This is a genomic window from Alkalihalobacterium chitinilyticum, from assembly GCF_029028005.1.
Lineage (GTDB): Bacteria > Bacillota > Bacilli > Bacillales > Bacillaceae_F > Alkalihalobacterium > Alkalihalobacterium chitinilyticum.
In genome coordinates this window covers 1-18,398 of the sequence record NZ_JAOTPO010000026.1, presented here as the reverse complement: position 1 = coordinate 18,398, position 18,398 = coordinate 1, and the positions used below count along the sequence as shown (strand labels likewise).

Here is an 18,398-nt window from a genome sequence, read left to right as displayed (position 1 = left end):
ATAAATGATTTTGCGACTTAGGAGAGGGCATAATGAGTAATGAGAATCAACGTAAAAATGAATTGAATAAGGATCAAAATGCCAAGGTTGGAGAGAATTTCTCTCCAACCATTCTCCGTTTCTTTAGAAGAAAGTGGATGGATATTTGGCGAGGTAATCCACCAGGTACTGTATTACTTTTGTTCGGATTATTTACCGGATTAATCATGTCAGTACCTATCATTTATGTTATCTGGCAGTCACTATTTGCAGGAGTAGATCGGTGGAAGCGTTTGTTAGATGGACGAATACCGCAACTATTATGGGATACGTTTTCACTAACGTTTGCTGTAACCGTTTGCGCGGTTGCGATTGGGGTTACATTAGCATGGGTTGTCGTGCGAACCGATATACCAGGTCGAAAAATGTGGCAATGGTTATTAGCACTACCTCTCGTGATTCCACCATACGTTGGTGCAATGACCTATATTATTGTCTTTGGGCCGACCGGATGGGTTCGTGACTTTTGGCGCGATACACCGTGGTTAGTGAATTTCCTTGGTGATTACCCGATAAATATCTATTCATTTTGGGGTGTATTCTTCGTTTTAACGATGTTTACGTACCCGTATGTATTTTTAATTGCAAGTGCTTCCCTTCGAAAGATGAATCGTAATTTTGAGGAAGTGGCTCGATCGCAAGGGATGAACACACGACAAATCTTTTGGAAAGTTAATTTGCCGTTTTTACGACCGGCAATTGGAGCTGGTGCGATCCTCATCTCGTTATACGTTTTATCGGACTTTGGCGCGATTGCGATGATGCGTTATGTTACATTTACAGCTGCCATTTACTTTCAACGAGCAAGCTTTGATACCGCTTCAGCTTCGGTTTTAAGTTTAGTCCTTATATTACTGACAGTTGTAATTTTATGGATTGAGGCAAAAACAAGGAAGAAGAGTAAGTATTATCAGACGTCCAATACATTTAAAGAGCCGGATATCTTATCTTTAGGAAAGTGGAAAGTTCCAACGATGTTTTTTGTAGGTACTGTGTTTTTTGTATCTGTGCTATTACCGATTGCTGTACTTGTGTATTGGTCGATTATTGGAATTGGCATGGGTGCACTTGATGAACGTTTCTTTGGATTTGCTTGGAACAGCCTGCGAGTTTCAGGGTTTGCGGCCTTATTGTGTATGATTTTAGCGATGCCGATCATCTATTTGAAGTCTCGCTATCCGTCGGTGATTTCTAGTACCATTGATAAATTAAGTTATGCAGGATATGCATTGCCTGGTGTAATCGTTGCTCTAGGGATGATCTTTATCTTTAATAATCACATCCCGGCTCTATACAATACATTCTATATGGTAGCTCTCGCTTTTGTTGTCCGGTTCTTGCCACAAGCGATGCAAGCAGGAGAAGCATCATTAAGTCTAGTATCGCCAAGGATTGATGAAGCAGCACGAAGTTTAGGACAACCACCTTGGAAAGTCATGTTTAAAGTTATTTTACCTTCGATACTGCCAGGTGTACTAGCTGGAGGAGCGCTTGTATTTGTTAGTTCAATAAAAGAACTGCCGGCAACACTAATGCTTCGACCACCAGGGTTTGATACGTTAGCAGTAAGGGTTTATGTTGAAGCAAAAGAGGCGTTTTATTACTTGGCTGCGCCATCTGCTTTAATTATTATTCTTGTATCCATTATTCCGTTACGATACTTGTTGAAAAAATATTAAATAAACGTTTGTTTAAAAATGAAAGGCTGATTCTATAGTGTTTGTCCTGTCTCTTTGTTGAGATGGTTAAGACAAGCATTCGGAGTCAGTCTTTTTTGCATTTCAAGAAAAAATTGTCAGCGTTGGACGTAAGGGATGAAGTGTGCAAACGTCTCTGATCTAAAGCACGCTAATCAGTGTGTTTTCTTTATTAATTTTCCGTAAACACATTGACACCGATAATCATTATCAATTAAAATAGAGTTAATGAAAATGAGAGTTATTATCAATTGAAAAATTAAAGGAGGAATTAAATGTGTCAGCTCTTCTTATTGTCGGTGCCGATCATTTAGGTAAAATTCCAAGTAAATTAGCTACCGTAGGGTTTAATGAAGTCATTCATGTCAGCGGGAGGAAAGTTCAGCAAGTGAAACGGGAAATTCCAGCTCACGTCGATTTAGTACTCGTTCTAACTGATTACATAAATCACAATTTATCTTCTGTTCTAAAAAAGAAAGCGAATGAACAAGGTGTACCTATTTGTTACGCGAAGCGGTCTTGGTGTTCAATCTATCAAGCAATTGGAAGCTGTCAGTATGAAGGCTGTCCAAATAAAACGAACTGTCAAATTTCAAACTGAAACGAAGGTGCAACAAATGTCTAGAAGTCATATTGGTTTTCAAAAATCAAATCTCTTAGTTCAAGAAAATCTAAGCATTGAATTACAATCTATTGTTAATAACGTAATAGAAGGTTATTTCAACATTGGTGAACAGGATAGAAATGCCTATCACGTTCTATTGCTAATCGCAGAACACTGGAAAAAAGTAAATATCGATCATTTTTCAAGATCAACAGATTATTACACGGTCTTGGCTAAAACAACAGACACATTATTAAAAGGGCTATCCTATAATGAAGGTGGAAGTTCTCATTTCATAAATGATCAGCTCGTTATTATGAACAAATTAGCGAATGATAATGGTATGCGAGCTACTGTATTCCTTATGGAAACAAATCAACAAGAGGCAGAGGTGATCTGTAACCAGGTGAAAAAATACTTAGTGAAAAAAGGGACAACAGGTTTACTCTACATCAGCATTTACTCTTTGGTAGATGGAAATGTATATAAGTTATATGACCGGAAATAAAAATGAGTGCTAAGGTGCCCATTTTTATTTTTTTTGTTTTAAAATGGTTGAATTGCTGAAGGACATAACATGGAAGAACTGCAGGGAAGTGTCCTTCATAAAACGGATGAAGGACAAACCAAAGAAGAAATGTAAGGAAAATGGTCTTTATATGGAAGAAGAATGGATCGATATTTTAAATAATAAGGAAAAAGAGCTGACTTTTTTAAGTCAGCCCTTTTCCCTTATAGTTCTGTTATTTCGTCATATCTGCTTAAAAAAAGCGAATTAAAATACCGATGACTACTAGTATACCAAACCCAATCCAAAGTGCCTTTTGGAAGGTTGCACCGTTCAAACGGCGTTTACGCCAACGGTTTGGATTGAAAGATACTTCGTCTGGATCATGAACGTGGCGATACGCATAAAAAGGTCGTGCATTGGCCAGGAAAATAGGTGCAAGTGCTGCGCCTCCTATTAAACCGAATAAATGGGCTAGAATATTAATATTGGTGTTTACGAACGTCATAACGAGACCAATAATCAAAATCGTCATAACGACTTGTGAATTGGCTTGATCAATTAAATCTTTTCTGTTTAAAACCATGTAAAGATATACACCGAATAAACCAAAGATGGCTCCCGAAGCCCCTAAATGTGGCGGATATGAAAGACCGCCTAAATAAAAAGTAGCAATGTTTGCAATAATTCCTGCTAATAGATAGATTGAAATAAATTTAACTTTACCAAGCATCTTTTCTAGTGCCGGGCCGAATAAAACGAGTGAGAATGAATTAAATAGGACGTGACCTACGCCTAAATGCATAAAGATAGGTGTAATGAGACGCCAGTATTCACCTTGTGCAACGGCTGGATTAAAACCGATCCCAATATTACGAACGAGATAACCAAAAGGCAGAAAGTTCATCCAAACAAAAAGAATAAGGTGAATAGCTACAATAACTGTAATGACAGGATAATTACGTCGGAAAGAGTAAAAGCTTTCATTTCGTATAAACATAGAAAACCACCTTTTTACTTCATTTCTCTTCCATACTACCATGAAATGAACAGGTTATGATAAGTTTATGATTGCAAGTTGAGAATATCACTACTTCAAATTGGTATGTTAAATATAGATAAGTTTGAACCTTAACAAGAGTAGGGAATAATGGTGGTACAAAACGAAGGAGAACAAATCAATGATAAAAGGAACAGGAATTGATATTGTAGAAATTGGAAGAATTCAAAAGGCGATGGAGCGAACAGAAAAATTTGTCTTGCGAATTTTAACACCAAATGAAAGAAAAAAATTCAACACCCTCTCAAAACATCGGCAAATTGAATTTGTGGCAGGGCGTTTTGCTGCTAAGGAAGCATTCGTTAAAGCGCTAGGTACTGGTATTTCCAAAGAAGTTGGCTGGCAGGATGTTGAGGTTGTTAATGATGTACAAACTGGGAAACCGAAGCTAATTTGGAAAGGCGATGAAACAGTACATTTATCCATCTCTCACTCAAAAGAATTTGCAGTTGCTCAAGTAATTATTGAAAGCTTGTCAAGCTAGTCTGCATATTGTGTGAGTTTGTCTCATATAGTGATAGTGCGGTTAGGAGAAAGCCAGTTTACAACAAGAGTAATTGACTCATAGTCTTGGAGTGTTAGGACGTGCGCTATTAATTATAAATGTCTAACACGGGGTTTGTGATAAGCGATAGAAATGAAAAGAACTCGGACTTCTTTTACAATGTCATCATTGATAAACTTCTTAGCTAGGAGTTTCTGAGGGATATCTTCTGTCGGCTATTGCTTTGACTTCAGATCCGTGACATTACAAATTAAATGATAGGCACGCATTTCTTCCTTTGCTCGTAAGACAATTACTTGAAACGTATAACTGATGTCTTTCTTTTGTCGTGAAATATGAGACGAAGGGGTGAACTGTAGTGAGAAGGAAAGGACTAGTTGCATTGTTCGTCAGCGTCATTCTCACTCTTGTATTAGCGGGTTGCGGTGAAAAAACGCAGGAGGACATTATTGAAGGATTAGATCAAAAGCTTAGCGAAATGACCGGCTATAAGACAGATGCTACCATGGTATTACAAACAGGAAAAGAACCGCAGCAGTATGATGTTGAAGTATGGCATCAGGTAGAAAATCATTATCGTGTAGCGTTAAAGAATGATGAGAAGAACCAAAGTCAAATCATTCTTCGTAACGATGACGGGGTGTTCGTTTTAACACCAGCTTTAAATAAGAGCTTCCGTTTTCAAAGTGACTGGCCAAAAAACAACAGCCAAGTCTACTTATACGAATCTTTAATTGCTGATATTTTAAACGACCCGGATCGTACATTCCAAGCAACTGAAGATCACTATGTGTTTCAAACGAAAACAAATTATCAAAACAAAAACTTAAACAGTCAAGAAATTATGCTGAACAAGAAAGATCTTACACCTGCATCTGTAAAGATCATGAATACCGACCTACAGCCACTTGTGCAAGTGACGTTCAGTTCGTTTTCAATGAATCCTAGCTTCAATGAAGATGATTTTGATATGGAACGTAACATGACAGCTGCACAGATGGGGCAAGAAGTGCCGACGTTAGCAGAAGAGGCGTCGCCATTGACTGTACTTTATCCGATGTATGAACCACAAGGTACTGCATTAACAAATTCAGAAACGGTTCGAACTGAAGACGGTGAAAAAGTCGTTCTTACGTATTCTGGAGAAAATAACTTTACTTTAATCCAAGAAAAGAGCCGTGTTGTTCCAGCGAGTACACCGATGAATGTAAGTTCTGGTGATCCAGTAGACTTAGGATTTACTGTTGGTGTCATGTCCAATGGTTCACTTATGTGGACGTATCAAGGAGTGGACTTCTACCTAGCATCGAACGACCTAGAGGCTGAAGAAATGATGTCTATTGCTCGTTCGGTTTACGGGACATTGGAAAAATAACTGAATAAATAGGTTGGAGGCTGATCTAAGTAACTTTGCCAACATTTGTACTTGATATAATGAAAACCAATTATACTGTACAGACGAGGCTTAGATACGAATAGTCAGCCTCTTTCTTTTTATGAATACGACTTTAGAATTGTTGACAGTTAGTACAAAGAAAACGATAATCACAATAAAGAGAAATAGCTGCATTTTGGAAGGTGGAGAGCGCTTTGCAACGTTGGAATGACTCTTTTTATCGTGATACATGGGTTGAAGTTAACCTTGATTGTATAAAAGAAAATGTTCGGAATATTAAAGCGAGTTTTCAACATAAAATGGATATTATGGCAGTTGTAAAGGCAGACGGTTATGGTCATGGTGCAGTTCCTGTAGCTGAAGCAGCACTGGAAGCCGGTGCTTCTTACTTAGCCGTTGCGGTTTTAGATGAAGCGATTCAATTACGCCATGCCGATATTAAAGCACCTATATTAGTCCTAGGTGCTATTCGTCCTGAGGATTTAGAAGTAGCAGCCAAGCATGATATTACTATCACGGTCTTCTCAGCTGAATGGTTAGAAAGAGCCAAAACAGTCTATCGTGGTGATAAGTGTATAAAAATTCATGTGAAATTCGATACAGGGATGGCGAGAATTGGTATAAGAGAAGAAAAAGAGGGAAAAGCTGTAATTGAGCTTATCCAAGAAGATCAACGCTTTGAGATAGAAGGAATATACACTCATTTTGCTACTGCTGATGAACTGTGTGATGTTTATTTTAATAAGCAACACGAACGATTTACACAACTAATAAGCTTGTTAGAAGAGTGGAAAGTGGACATTTCGATTATTCATTGTGGCAACAGTGCAACAGGTTTAATGCACCCTGAGAAAGCATTTAATATGTTTCGCCTAGGGATTTCGATGTACGGCCTTACCCCTTCAATGGAAATAAAAGATAAACTGCCTGTTCAACTCAAAGAAGCATTTACTCTACATTCCAAGCTCATACAAGTTAAACATGTTCCACCTGAAGAAGGAATCAGTTATGGTGCAACATATAAAACCAAAGAGTGGGAATGGATAGGTACAATTCCTATCGGTTATGCAGATGGTTGGTTCCGCTATCACTCTTCACAAAATGGAAAAGTATTAGTAGACGGACAGTATGTTCCATTTGTTGGCAGGATATGTATGGATCAATGTATGGTAAAATTACCTTACGAAATTCCGGTAGGTTCAAAGGTAACATTAATCGGTGCGCAAGGAGATCAAATGATTTCTGTTGACGATATTGCTAAACGATTATCAACGATTAATTATGAAATTCCTTGTATGATTGGTCCGAGAATCCCAAGAGTTTATATCAAGAACGGCGAGGTATATGCTGTAAAAAACAAATTAGTACTGTAATGAAAAAAATATTAACTAAAAAAATAATGAAGAACGACTTTGCAATTCAGCCTAGAGAGTGCTATTATTATAACGGAATGTAAATAGGTCGTACCGTACGTTGGGGGTGTATGTTTGTGTCTGAACAAGCCACAAAGCGAATTATGATTAGTTTGCCGCAGAACCTTTTAAACGAAGTAGATGGGGTAGTTAAACAGGAAAATGTTAACCGGAGTGAATTTATCTCCCAAGCTACAAAGATGTATCTTCGAGAACGAAAAAGACGTCAAATTCGTGAGTCGATGCAGCAGGGTTATATGGAAATGGCAAAGATCAATTTAAACATTGCATCAGAAGCCTTTCTTGCTGAGGAGGAAGCAGAGCACACCCTAGATCGCTTAGTTAGTGGGGTGTAGCTGTTGATTGTAAAACGTGGCGATGTTTACTTTGCTGACCTATCTCCTGTTGTTGGTTCAGAGCAAGGTGGAGTTAGGCCTGTTCTCATCATTCAAAACGATATCGGGAATCGGTTTAGTCCAACTGTCATCGTCGCGGCGATAACAGCCCAAATTCAAAAAGCAAAGTTACCGACTCATGTAGAGATTAACGCTAAGCGTTATGGATTTGACCGAGATTCGGTGATCTTGTTAGAACAAATTAGGACGATTGATAAACAACGACTAACTGACAAAATCACACATTTGGACGACGACATGATGAGTCGCGTGGATGATGCGCTTCAAATTAGTTTAGGTCTTATTAATTTTTAATTTTTTAAGTTTACAGTAAATGCTGAAAAAGTTACTTCTCCTAAAAAGATGAGGTAGCTTTTTTATTTTTTTCTGAGATGGAGTGGCTGTGTGAGTTGTGGATATATATAAGTATTAATTGGGCGTGTGAAGTGTGAATTCACACGTTGTTTTTGTGGTCTACGGGTGGTGGGTGTATAAACAGGCGAGGGCATTGGGATTTTTACTATCTGTTTAATCGATGTCTGCCGTGTTGGCTGTATGGGTTGCTTTGTTCATCTAACTTCATATATTTTTTACCATATGTGGGATTTTGTTGTATTGAGATTAACAAGGGAATTAAATTAGGGGACTCACAGGCCCTTATTCCAGTTAAAAGTTGCTCTTTATTAATTTTAGAGGACTCAGAAGCCCTTATATACCAATTTTAAAGGTAATTTTCTTTAATTTGATGCAAATAAGAGCCTCTCAGTCCGCGAAATGCTCTAACATGGCCGTTTGGTTCAAATAGGGGCCTCTCAGTCCGCTAAAAGTGGGACAAGGCCATTTCCTTGGTTACAATACCAATTCTAGGCTTGACTCGGATATGCGTTTCATTCTTGTGTCACCACTAAGCAGTTTACCTTCCGCCTTTCTATTGTCTAGCTGCAGTGCCCAGCGCCTAGTGGACTTCGCTCTCCTCCTTACGATAAGTCAACATCGACTCGTTGCACTCATCGTGTTTCCTTTATCTCATACGGAGGGCTCCAGTCCCTACGTCGCTAACCGGGCACTTCCGCCTTTCTACCAAGTACATCTTTTGCAACTTTTCTGTGAACATGAAATAATAGAATGATATGGAGGTGTCGGAATTGCAACCAGATATTATTGAAATTATTTTACAAAATAAAGCAGATTTAAAAGCACGGTGGCTTAAAGAAATTGAAGCCGTTCGTAAGGAAACGTACATGAAAAATGTAACTGAACATGTGTTTGATAGTACGAACCAGGAATTTGTTGAATTAATTCTTGATACATTGCATTGGAGTCAAGTAGAGGCGACTGAGCGAATTGGGCAGTACTCGGAGCGTTTAGTACGTGCGGGGATGCAGCTGGAATATATTACTCAGGGATTACAAGCGTTTCGTCGTGTTATTTTAGAGATGTTAACAGAAAGAGAAAGCGATAGTAAAAGAATCGTTTCATTATTCTATGAAATTGAAACTTGGATTGATGGGATTATTAATAAAGTGATCCATAATTATTCCGGTTCATGGCAAAATACGTTTGAATTACAAAAGTTATCTTTATTAGAACTGTCGGCGCCGCTCATACCGATTTTTGAAAACATTTCAATCATGCCTCTTATTGGGACGATTGATACTGCTAGAGCGAAGCTCATAATGGAAAATCTATTAAATGGCGTCATTAAGCATCGAGCGGAAGTGGTCTTAATTGATATAACAGGGGTACCGGTCGTCGATACGATGGTGGCACACCATATCATTCAGGCAGCTGAAGCCGTTCGTTTAGTTGGTTCTAGATGTATACTAGTTGGAATTAGGCCCGAAATTGCCCAAACGATTGTAAATTTGGGGATTGATCTAAGTCAATTTCCGACAAAGAGTACACTTCGAAAAGGGGTCGAAACTGCGTTTGAATTGACAAATAAACGATTGGTAGATTTATAGATTGTAAGGGAGTAGGTGGCCTAAGAATGAGTATGCGAATACCGATTTTAAAGTTGAAAGACTATTTACTCGTCAGTGTTCAAATCGAATTAGATGATCAAACGGCACTGCAGTTTCAAGAAGACTTACTGAATAAAATTCATAAAGAAGGTTCAATGGGTGTTGTGATTGACCTGACAAGCGTAGAAATGATTGACTCATTTATTGCAAAAGTACTTGGTGATGTCGTTGATATGTCTAATTTAATGGGAACTAAAGTAGTGCTAACCGGAATACAGCCTGCTGTAGCCATCACACTAGTTGATATGGGAATTGAGTTAGGTGGTGTCCAAACGGCGCTCGATTTAGAGCAAGGGATGGAAAAGTTGCAGCAAGTATTGGAGGGGTAACGATGACCCAATCTTGTGTAGAGGTCAAAAGTGAGTGGGAGATTGTTGCAGCTAGACAAGCCGGGAGGAACTTAGCAAAGGAAATTGGTTTTGGCACGGTAGATCAAGCGAGAATTGCAACAGCGATATCTGAACTTGCTCGAAATATTTATTTATATGCACAACAGGGAAAAATTTGCATTGAACGAGTTATAGGAACAAGCGAAAATTCTTTTCAACAAGGAATTAAAATTATTGCATCCGACGAGGGACCAGGAATAGATGATATCCGGCAAGTGATGGAAGATGGTTTTACCACTTCTGGAGGCTTAGGCGCAGGTCTCCCTGGTGTGAAACGATTAATGGATGATTTTCAGATTGAAACGAATGTAGGGGAAGGAACTGTTATAACGGTAACGAAATGGCTTAGATAAGGAGGGGAAGCGATGATTGAAGCTGAAAGTCTCGATCTAACTTTGGAATCCGAATATAAAGGTTTACTTCGTGCATTCTTAGAAAATAAAAGTGAACAGGACTTGTATAAGGCTCAACAGTATAGTAAGCGGCTGCTAGAGAAACAAATTTCCCCAGAAGATATGGTGAGTTTACACTATGCCGTACTAGAAGAGATGTTCGACGATCTATCGAGTGACATCAAGGAATCTTTTTCGTTTTTACTTGAGATCATGGTAGGATATGGATTAGCCTACAGAGAACATCAGAGCTTAAGGGACAAGCAGCTAGAGTTAGAAATGCAAATTGATGTTGCTGCTAATATGCAACAAACCCTCTTGCCGAAAGAAATACCGCAGATGCAAGACGTCGATATCGGTGTGATTAGTGTTCCGGCTGGGAAGATGAGTGGAGATTATTATTATTGCGTCAAAAATGAAAGCGGTCAGTTAGCAGTCGCAATCGCCGATATTATTGGAAAAGGTATACCCGCGGCGATGTGCATGTCGATGATTAAATATGCGATCGATAGTATGCCGGCTTACACTCTGGAACCTAGCACTTTACTTAATAACCTAAATCGTGTGGTCGAACAAAATATAGATCCTAGTATGTTTATTACCATGATGTACGGATCGTATGACACGAATGATCACAGCTTTGTTTACTCAGGTGCAGGCCATGAACCAGGGTTTTACTACAGTGCGAAACAAGATCGATTTACTGATTTATACGCAAAAGGTCTTGTACTAGGAGTTTCCAACAACACTAATTTCCGTGAGTATAAGCTAGAAGTGAATGTTGGAGATGTCATTGTTTTACTCTCTGATGGTGTTACCGAATGCAGGATAGGAGATCAATTTATTGAACGTGAAGAAATTACAGCACTTCTTCGGCGTTATATTCACTTAACGGCACAAGAGATTGTCGAGAAAATTTACGATGATTTAGCTCAGTTGCAAGATTTCTCACTGAATGATGATTTTTCGATGATCGTAATTCGAAGAAAGGTTTAAAAAAATGATAGAGTGGTAAATAAAAGGAGAAGGATTTTCTCAGGAGGGGTATTATGAACTTAGAAATACGTCAAGAAACCAAGGAAAACTTACACTTATTACACTTATCAGGAGAAGTTGATGCTTTTACAGCGCCGAAATTAAGAGAGGTATTAATACCACTAACTGAGCAAAGTGGTATGAGAGTTATTGTTGACTTATCTGATGTGGAATATATTGATAGTACGGGATTGGGGATATTTATCGGTGCCCTAAAATCTACGCACAATTATGACAGCCACATCCAACTTCAAGGACTTTCCAGCCGTTTGCATAGATTATTTAAAATTACTGGTTTGGATGAAGTGATCGATATTGAAGATCAAGAAAAGGAGGGAAAGCAATGACCCGTCAAAGTGATCGCATCGAGATGAAAGTTCCTGCAAAACCAGAGTATGTAGGAGTCATCCGTTTGACTGTTTCTGGAATTGCAAATCGAATTGGCTACACTTACGATGATATTGAAGATATAAAAATTGCTGTTGCAGAAGCATGTACGAACGTTGTAGAGCACGCTTATGAAGGGGATGGTTGTATATCAGTGACCTTTCATGTATTTAGTGACCGATTAGAAGTAGTTGTGGCAGATAGTGGAGAAAGTTTTGATATAGAAGGCATAAGAGATCAGTTAGGACCGATTGATGCAAGTCAGCCTATCAATGAGTTAAAAGAAGGAGGGCTGGGTCTCTTTCTCATCAACACTTTAATGGATAAGGTGGAGATGAGTGAAAAAGACGGTGTTATTTTAATGATGACGAAGTACTTAGGAAGAGATGGGGTGGAACGATATGTCGACGAAACCTCAGCAACGACCCAATAGCCAAGATGGTGTAATGTTATGGATTGCACAGTATCAAAAAAGTGAATCGGACGAGGCTCAGACGAAATTAGTAGACCATTATAAGTCGCTAGTACAAACGTTATCTCGCAAGTTTGCAAAGGGGCCTGAACACGCAGAAGACCTTTACCAAGTCGGTATGTTAGGGTTGCTAGGTGCTATTCGACGATTCGATCCAACTGTAGGAAAGAGCTTTGAGTCTTTTGCTGTGCCTACGGTCATTGGTGAAATTAAGCGGTATATTCGCGATAAAACATGGAGTGTTCATGTTCCCAGGAGAATTAAAGAATTAGGGCCTAAAATTAAAAAGGCTGTTGATGAATTGACGAATGAATACCAACGTTCTCCAAAGGTTGAGGAAATTGCTGAACTGATTGGTGTTTCTGTCGAAGAAGTTTTAGAGGCGATGGAAATGGGCAGAAGTTATCAGGCACTATCAGTTGACCGCCCGATTGAAGCGGATCAAGAAGGTGGCGAGGCGACGTTGTTAGACCTTGTTGGGCGCCCGGAAGAAGGGTACGAGCAAACCGATCACCAAATCCTTTTAGAAAAAGCGTTTGTTGTTCTAAGTGAGCGGGAGAGGCAGATTTTACAACTCACCTATTATGAAAACTTAAGTCAAAAAGAGACAGGAGAACAATTAGGGATCTCTCAAATGCATGTATCTAGACTACAACGAAGAGCGCTTCAAAAGCTGCGTGAAACAATTGATGTTAAACCGACCGAGTGTTTAAAATGATTGAATTTCAAAAAAAACAACATGTGAGCATTTCAGCTTATCAGAAACCGAAGAATGGAAATGTGTTATGTGGGGATTCCTATGTCGTTGTAGAAAAAGAAAATTATGTTGTCTGTGCTGTTTCTGACGGGTTAGGGAGCGGCGAACAGGCGTATGCTTCATCTGATACGGTAATGGAAGTGATTAGACAGAATCATCATGAAGATGTAAAGAAAATAGTGGAGCTATGTAATAAAAGTCTTGCCTCAAAGCGAGGGGTTGTATTAACGGTTATCAAATTTGACCGGAAAGACAGGGAGGTTCACTATAGCAACATTGGCAATATTGGCTTTTTGTTTTATTCTTCAAAAGGACAAATGATTAGACCGATTCCCTATCGCGGGTTTTTATCGGGTCGGAAAATTAACGTTAAGACCGAGAGTTTTCCTTACGATCCTGGCAGTATTTTTGTCATTTTTTCAGATGGGATTAAGCTAAGTGGATTAAAACACGAAAACTTAACAGATATGCGTTCACAGGAAGAGGCGGGTCGATTTATTGAAAGACATGTGAGTTCAGTTGATGATGACTTAACGCTTCTCGTTGGACAATTACATTGAATCATTAAGGGGTCTGGCTGCGTTTCATCGTGTCAGACTCCTTTTTGTACTACTTTTAGAACGTTTGACTTTCTAATAAAAGGATTGGAGAGTGATTTGTCGAAGGTTATTAGAAGAGTCGACTTTTGAGCATAATTCAATATAATAGAAGAAATGCTAACATGGCAAGTTGTGTATAGAGGAGAGATGAACTTGAGTAACCCGGAACAACGTCAACAAATGATGATGAAAATAGGTAAAGAATTAAATTTACCAACTAAAACGATTCAGCAAGTAATTGAACTAATAGAGGAAGGAAATACAGTCCCTTTTATTGCTCGATACCGAAAAGAGCTTACAGGCGGGATCGATGAGGTTCAAATCCGATCAATAACGGAAACGTGGCAGTATGCAGTGAACCTAAGTGAAAGAAAAGGCGAGGTCATTCGTCTTATAGATGAACAGGGAAAACTTACAGATGAATTAAAGGCCGCAATTGAAAAAGCAGGAAAGCTCCAAGAAGTTGAAGATTTGTATCGACCGTATAAACAAAAGCGTCGTACAAAAGCAACGGTAGCAAAAGAAAAAGGTCTTGAACCATTAGCAGGATGGTTGTTCTCTTTACCGAAAGCAGCCGATGTGGAAGAAGAAGCAAAAAAATTTATCTCTGAAGAACATGAAGTTCTTTCAATTGAAGACGCACTTCAAGGGGCTAAAGACATTATTGCAGAATGGGTTTCTGATGATGCTGATGTTCGTAAGCATATTAGAGAACTTGCTTTTAAAGAAGGGGTTATTTCTACAAAAGCTAAAGATGCGGATAAAGACGAAAAAGGTATTTATGAAATGTACTATGAGTATGAGGAGCCACTTAAGCGAGTCGTTCCTCACCGTATTCTTGCTATGAATCGTGGTGAGAAAGAAGATATTTTACGTGTTGGAGTTACATTCCCTGTGCAGAGAATTGAAACGTATATGCATAGAAATTACATAAAAAACAATCATTCAGGCGCAGTTCCATATGTAACAGAGGCGATTGAAGATGGGTATAAGCGGTTAATTGAACCTTCAATAGAGCGCGAGATACGTAATGAACTAACGACGAAAGCAGAAGAACAGGCAATACATATTTTTTCAGAGAACTTAAAAAATCTATTACTTCAAGCACCTATTAAAGATCACACGGTATTGGGTGTCGATCCAGCCTATCGAACGGGTTGTAAGTTAGGTGTCGTAGATGATACTGGGAAAGTTTTAGACATTACAGTGGTTTACCCAACACCGCCTCATAATAAAGTAGAAGAAGCGAAAAAAGTAGTGAATCGATTAATCAAGCAGCACAATATTGATGTCATTGCGATAGGGAACGGTACAGCATCGAGAGAAACTGAACAGTTCATTGCTGATATAATCAAAGAAAACAACTTACCGATTTCTTACCTCATTGTTAATGAAGCTGGAGCCAGTGTGTATTCGGCTTCAGATCTTGGACGTGAAGAGTTCCCAGATTTACAAGTTGAAGAACGCAGTGCGATTTCCATTGCTCGAAGGTTACAAGATCCATTAGCAGAGCTCGTTAAAATTGACCCGAAATCTGTAGGTGTTGGTCAATATCAGCATGACGTTTCTCAGAAAAGGTTGGCGGAGTCCTTAGGATTTGTTGTAGAGACCGCTGTAAACCGTGTAGGTGTCAATGTAAATACAGCATCACCTTCATTGCTTCAATATGTGGCAGGCTTATCGAAGGTGGTTGCTAATAATGTGGTGAAAAAGCGTAATGAAGAAGGGAAATTTGCTTCACGCCAACAATTAAAGAAAGTGCCTAGACTGGGTGATAAAACGTACGAACAGTGTATTGGGTTCTTGAGAATTCCTGAAGGGGACAACCCGTTAGATAATACGGCTATTCATCCGGAGTCATACAAGGAAACAAAAAGATTACTTGAAGCGGTAGGCGCTAGCATGGAGGAACTCGGTACAGATGCCTTAAAAGAAAAACTTCAGCAAATTTCTTTATCAGAAATGGCGCAAAGATTAGGAATTGGTGAACCGACCTTAAAGGATATCATTGATGCACTAATTCGCCCGGGACGTGACCCTCGTGATGATTTAGCCAAGCCATTATTAAAAAAAGGTGTATTAGCACTTGAAGATTTACAAAAAGGAATGGAGTTACAAGGAACTGTAAGAAATGTAGTTGATTTCGGTGCATTTATAGACGTTGGTGTAAAACAAGATGGCCTCGTCCATATTTCTAAATTAAGCAATCGTTTTGTGAAGCACCCTCTAGAAGTCGTAGCGGTAGGAGAGGTTGTTACCGTTTGGGTTGATGATATTGACCTGAAAAAGCAAAGAGTGGCCTTAACGATGCTTGAACCTGAAAAACAAATAAATGAATGAATAAAAGGCTGACTTAGTCAGCCTTTTATTAATTACTTTTTTCAATTGCTGTATTCCTTTTGAAATGTGTCTTTTGATAATAGAACCAACACTGGTTGAGCAATTTAATCTGATAACGGTTTTTTTGAAAGAAAGCAGCTTTTAGTTGCTTTCTTAACCAGTAGGGCATAAGCTAGCAGCTCCTTAATCATTTATGTTACTATGATTAATATATGTATAACAGTTTGTCAAAGTTGATAGAAATTTGAAAGTAATTTATTTAAAGGAGAAAAAAGTCGTGAAGCAAGAAGAATTGCAATCCATGGTTGAGGAAATTTCCTTAACATATTTTAAACGACCATTTATCCACCAAGCACGATTTAACCATCGCCTTAGAACAACAGGGGGGCGATACTTGCTTCATACCCATGACATTGAAATTAATCCAAAACAGTATGAAGCTTTTGGTGAAGAAGAGCTGATCTCCATTATTAAACATGAGTTATGTCATTATCACCTTCACATACAAAAGAAAGGTTATCAACATAAAGATAAGGATTTTAAAGATTTATTAAAACAAGTAGGTGGAGCTAGATACTGTAAAGCACTCTCTAATGAAAGATCTTACTCCAAGAAACGGTATATTATTCAATGTACAAGCTGTTCATTAAAGTACACTAGAAAAAGAAAGTTTGACCTATCACGATATGCTTGTGGTAAGTGTGGCGGAAAATTAAGGATGCTAAAAATGGATGTTGACCATTAAAATGTTGTGTGATATATTATAGAAGTCGCTACAAGACAGCTTGTCTAAGTAATTGCGATATTTTTCAAAATGAACTTGACGTCTTGATCGTATTCGTGTAAGATAGTTCAAGTCCGATAATTATTCCACAGTAGCTCAGTTGGTAGAGCAATCGGCTGTTAACCGATCGGTCGCAGGTTCGAGTCCTGCCTGTGGAGCCAATGGAGAAGTACTCAAGTGGCTGAAGAGGTGCCCCTGCTAAGGGTATAGGTCGGGTAACCGGCGCGAGGGTTCAAATCCCTCCTTCTCCGCCAGTCATATTGGCCCGTTGGTCAAGCGGTTAAGACACCGCCCTTTCACGGCGGTAACACGGGTTCGAATCCCGTACGGGTCACCAATATAGAAATTGAAAAGTAGTTGAAGGCTAGAACTAAACGTGTTTGGAAGGTTTTTCATACACTGTAGCGACTAAGCTTTCACATCTTATAACCAGTATGGAGGATTAGCTCAGCTGGGAGAGCACCTGCCTTACAAGCAGGGGGTCGGCGGTTCGAGCCCGTCATCCTCCACCATATATTAACTTGTTGTAACACTTTTGTGTTTTTCATCATTTAATAACTTTGTAGCGGTTTGTGGTCCCGTGGTGTAGCGGTTAACATGCCTGCCTGTCACGCAGGAGATCGCGGGTTCGATTCCCGTCGGGACCGCCATTTTTAATTTATAAAAGAAAACTAAGCGGGTGTGGCGGAATTGGCAGACGCGCTAGACTTAGGATCTAGTGTCTTTGACGTGGGGGTTCGAGTCCCTTCACCCGCACCAATGTGCGATTATAAAGCGGTCGTGGCGGAATGGCAGACGCGCTAGCTTGAGGGGCTAGTGGGGGCAACCCCGTGGAGGTTCGAGTCCTCTCGGCCGCACCAATATATTATACTGAATAAAATAGAAGCGCCCTTAGCTCAGCTGGATAGAGTGTTTGACTACGAATCAAAAGGTCGGGAGTTCGAATCTCTCAGGGCGCGCCATAACATACGGGAAGTGGCTCAGCTTGGTAGAGCACCTGGTTTGGGACCAGGGGGTCGCAGGTTCAAATCCTGTCTTCCCGACCATCATATGCGGGTGTAGTTTAATGGTAAAACCTCAGCCTTCCAAGCTGATGTCGTGGGTTCGATTCCCATCACCCGCTCCATTTTATTTTTGGGGCCTATAGCTCAGCTGGTTAGAGCGCACGCCTGATAAGCGTGAGGTCGGTGGTTCGAGTCCACTTAGGCCCACCAGAAAAAAAGTTTTTAAAAAGTGTTGACTTCATTTAAATACTATTATAATATAGAGAAGTCGCTTTTAAGACGCAAAAAAAGTTCTTTGAAAACTGAACAAAAAGCCAAGCGAAATAAATGAGATACATGATATCTCGTCAATGTTTTAAAAACGTCACGTTTGTGACAATGAGCTATATCAAACACTTTTATGGAGAGTTTGATCCTGGCTCAGGACGAACGCTGGCGGCGTGCCTAATACATGCAAGTCGAGCGGACCAATTAAGAGCTTGCTCTTATGAGGTTAGCGGCGGACGGGTGAGTAACACGTGGGCAACCTGCCCTGTAGACTGGGATAACTTCGGGAAACCGGAGCTAATACCGGATAATCAGTGACACCACATGGTGTC

The 18,398-nt window shown here is 39.5% G+C and carries 20 protein-coding genes, 11 tRNA genes and 1 rRNA gene; 30 read left to right on the top strand and 2 right to left on the bottom strand.

What is annotated here, in order from left to right; translation table 11 throughout:
* Window positions 1–32 precede the first annotated feature (32 nt).
* The 3 genes from N7Z68_RS22480 to N7Z68_RS22470 all read left to right on the top strand — a co-directional run bounded on the left by N7Z68_RS22480 (window position 33) and on the right by N7Z68_RS22470 (window position 2,848).
* The gene (locus tag N7Z68_RS22480) at window positions 33–1,718 is read left to right on the top strand and encodes an ABC transporter permease (protein WP_275120679.1); all 1,686 of its coding nucleotides are present in this window, start codon (window positions 33–35) and stop codon (window positions 1,716–1,718) included.
* A gap of 295 nt (window positions 1,719–2,013) precedes the next feature.
* Window positions 2,014–2,337: a DUF2325 domain-containing protein gene (locus N7Z68_RS22475; protein WP_275120678.1), complete on the top strand. Its 324-nt coding sequence runs from the start codon at window positions 2,014–2,016 to the stop codon at window positions 2,335–2,337.
* On the top strand, window positions 2,294–2,848 hold the full coding sequence (locus tag N7Z68_RS22470) for a hypothetical protein (protein ID WP_275120677.1): 555 nt from the start codon (window positions 2,294–2,296) through the stop codon (window positions 2,846–2,848). The genes N7Z68_RS22475 and N7Z68_RS22470 overlap by 44 nt, the downstream gene beginning before the upstream one ends.
* A 253-nt stretch (window positions 2,849–3,101) precedes the next feature.
* Here N7Z68_RS22470 and N7Z68_RS22465 read toward each other — a convergent pair whose 3' ends face one another.
* Window positions 3,102–3,848 (bottom strand): rhomboid family intramembrane serine protease, encoded by a 747-nt coding sequence (locus N7Z68_RS22465; RefSeq protein ID WP_275120676.1) that lies wholly within the window; start codon window positions 3,846–3,848, stop codon window positions 3,102–3,104.
* A 181-nt stretch (window positions 3,849–4,029) separates the two neighbouring features.
* Between N7Z68_RS22465 and acpS the strand changes: the two genes are divergently transcribed.
* The 14 genes from acpS (at window position 4,030) to N7Z68_RS22395 (ending at window position 16,011) form a co-directional block, all read left to right on the top strand.
* Window positions 4,030–4,392 (top strand): holo-ACP synthase, encoded by a 363-nt coding sequence (gene acpS, locus N7Z68_RS22460; RefSeq protein WP_275120675.1) that lies wholly within the window; start codon window positions 4,030–4,032, stop codon window positions 4,390–4,392.
* A 379-nt stretch (window positions 4,393–4,771) separates the two neighbouring features.
* Complete coding sequence (locus N7Z68_RS22455; RefSeq protein WP_275120674.1) at window positions 4,772–5,788, top strand: LolA family protein; 1,017 nt, start codon at window positions 4,772–4,774, stop codon at window positions 5,786–5,788.
* A 215-nt stretch (window positions 5,789–6,003) separates the two neighbouring features.
* Window positions 6,004–7,182, top strand: a complete 1,179-nt coding sequence (gene alr / locus N7Z68_RS22450) for an alanine racemase (protein WP_275120673.1) — start codon at window positions 6,004–6,006, stop codon at window positions 7,180–7,182.
* A gap of 110 nt (window positions 7,183–7,292) precedes the next feature.
* A complete protein-coding gene (locus N7Z68_RS22445) occupies window positions 7,293–7,577 on the top strand; it encodes a CopG family ribbon-helix-helix protein (protein ID WP_075387513.1) in 285 nt (94 codons plus the stop codon).
* Between the two features lie 3 nt (window positions 7,578–7,580).
* Complete coding sequence (locus N7Z68_RS22440) at window positions 7,581–7,931, top strand: type II toxin-antitoxin system PemK/MazF family toxin (protein ID WP_075387512.1); 351 nt, start codon at window positions 7,581–7,583, stop codon at window positions 7,929–7,931.
* Window positions 7,932–8,761: 830 nt separating this feature from the next.
* Window positions 8,762–9,580: an RsbT co-antagonist protein RsbRA gene (gene rsbRA / locus N7Z68_RS22435; protein ID WP_275120672.1), complete on the top strand. Its 819-nt coding sequence runs from the start codon at window positions 8,762–8,764 to the stop codon at window positions 9,578–9,580.
* Between the two features lie 32 nt (window positions 9,581–9,612).
* Window positions 9,613–9,969 (top strand): STAS domain-containing protein, encoded by a 357-nt coding sequence (locus tag N7Z68_RS22430; protein WP_275120708.1) that lies wholly within the window; start codon window positions 9,613–9,615, stop codon window positions 9,967–9,969.
* A 2-nt stretch (window positions 9,970–9,971) separates the two neighbouring features.
* Complete coding sequence (locus N7Z68_RS22425) at window positions 9,972–10,382, top strand: anti-sigma regulatory factor (RefSeq protein WP_275120671.1); 411 nt, start codon at window positions 9,972–9,974, stop codon at window positions 10,380–10,382.
* Window positions 10,383–10,394: 12 nt separating this feature from the next.
* Window positions 10,395–11,417: a PP2C family protein-serine/threonine phosphatase gene (locus N7Z68_RS22420; protein ID WP_275120670.1), complete on the top strand. Its 1,023-nt coding sequence runs from the start codon at window positions 10,395–10,397 to the stop codon at window positions 11,415–11,417.
* Window positions 11,418–11,470: 53 nt separating this feature from the next.
* The gene (locus N7Z68_RS22415; protein WP_275120669.1) at window positions 11,471–11,803 is read left to right on the top strand and encodes an anti-sigma factor antagonist; all 333 of its coding nucleotides are present in this window, start codon (window positions 11,471–11,473) and stop codon (window positions 11,801–11,803) included.
* Complete coding sequence (rsbW, locus tag N7Z68_RS22410) at window positions 11,800–12,276, top strand: anti-sigma B factor RsbW (protein WP_275120668.1); 477 nt, start codon at window positions 11,800–11,802, stop codon at window positions 12,274–12,276. Before N7Z68_RS22415 ends, rsbW begins: the two co-directional genes overlap by 4 nt.
* Window positions 12,245–13,033: an RNA polymerase sigma factor SigB gene (gene sigB, locus N7Z68_RS22405; protein ID WP_275120667.1), complete on the top strand. Its 789-nt coding sequence runs from the start codon at window positions 12,245–12,247 to the stop codon at window positions 13,031–13,033. The genes rsbW and sigB overlap by 32 nt, the downstream gene beginning before the upstream one ends.
* Complete coding sequence (locus tag N7Z68_RS22400) at window positions 13,030–13,632, top strand: PP2C family serine/threonine-protein phosphatase (protein WP_275120666.1); 603 nt, start codon at window positions 13,030–13,032, stop codon at window positions 13,630–13,632. The genes sigB and N7Z68_RS22400 overlap by 4 nt, the downstream gene beginning before the upstream one ends.
* 222 nt (window positions 13,633–13,854) lie before the next feature.
* The gene (locus N7Z68_RS22395) at window positions 13,855–16,011 is read left to right on the top strand and encodes a Tex family protein (protein ID WP_373323216.1); all 2,157 of its coding nucleotides are present in this window, start codon (window positions 13,855–13,857) and stop codon (window positions 16,009–16,011) included.
* Between the two features lie 28 nt (window positions 16,012–16,039).
* Here the strand turns inward: N7Z68_RS22395 and cmpA are convergent, their stop codons facing one another.
* Window positions 16,040–16,180 carry a cortex morphogenetic protein CmpA gene (cmpA, locus tag N7Z68_RS22390; RefSeq protein WP_275120665.1) on the bottom strand — a complete coding sequence of 47 codons (141 nt, stop codon included), beginning with the start codon at window positions 16,178–16,180 and terminating at the stop codon, window positions 16,040–16,042.
* Window positions 16,181–16,288: 108 nt separating this feature from the next.
* On the opposite strand from cmpA, the gene N7Z68_RS22385 reads away from it, so the two are divergent.
* From N7Z68_RS22385 to N7Z68_RS22325, 13 genes are all read left to right on the top strand, one after another.
* Complete coding sequence (locus N7Z68_RS22385; RefSeq protein WP_275120664.1) at window positions 16,289–16,756, top strand: SprT family protein; 468 nt, start codon at window positions 16,289–16,291, stop codon at window positions 16,754–16,756.
* A gap of 124 nt (window positions 16,757–16,880) precedes the next feature.
* Window positions 16,881–16,956, top strand: a tRNA-Asn gene (locus tag N7Z68_RS22380).
* Window positions 16,957–16,958: 2 nt separating this feature from the next.
* Window positions 16,959–17,049, top strand: a tRNA-Ser gene (locus tag N7Z68_RS22375).
* A gap of 8 nt (window positions 17,050–17,057) precedes the next feature.
* Window positions 17,058–17,132 (top strand) — tRNA-Glu (locus tag N7Z68_RS22370).
* Between the two features lie 99 nt (window positions 17,133–17,231).
* Window positions 17,232–17,307, top strand: a tRNA-Val gene (locus N7Z68_RS22365).
* Between the two features lie 62 nt (window positions 17,308–17,369).
* A tRNA-Asp gene (locus tag N7Z68_RS22360) sits at window positions 17,370–17,445 on the top strand.
* Window positions 17,446–17,470: 25 nt separating this feature from the next.
* Window positions 17,471–17,554 (top strand) — tRNA-Leu (locus N7Z68_RS22355).
* 15 nt (window positions 17,555–17,569) lie between these two features.
* Window positions 17,570–17,655: transfer RNA gene (locus N7Z68_RS22350), tRNA-Leu, on the top strand.
* Between the two features lie 25 nt (window positions 17,656–17,680).
* A tRNA-Arg gene (locus N7Z68_RS22345) sits at window positions 17,681–17,757 on the top strand.
* Between the two features lie 7 nt (window positions 17,758–17,764).
* Window positions 17,765–17,841 (top strand) — tRNA-Pro (locus tag N7Z68_RS22340).
* Between the two features lie 6 nt (window positions 17,842–17,847).
* A tRNA-Gly gene (locus tag N7Z68_RS22335) sits at window positions 17,848–17,921 on the top strand.
* Window positions 17,922–17,932: 11 nt separating this feature from the next.
* A tRNA-Ile gene (locus N7Z68_RS22330) sits at window positions 17,933–18,009 on the top strand.
* Window positions 18,010–18,196: 187 nt separating this feature from the next.
* Window positions 18,197–18,398 (top strand): 16S ribosomal RNA (locus N7Z68_RS22325); the annotation flags it as partial.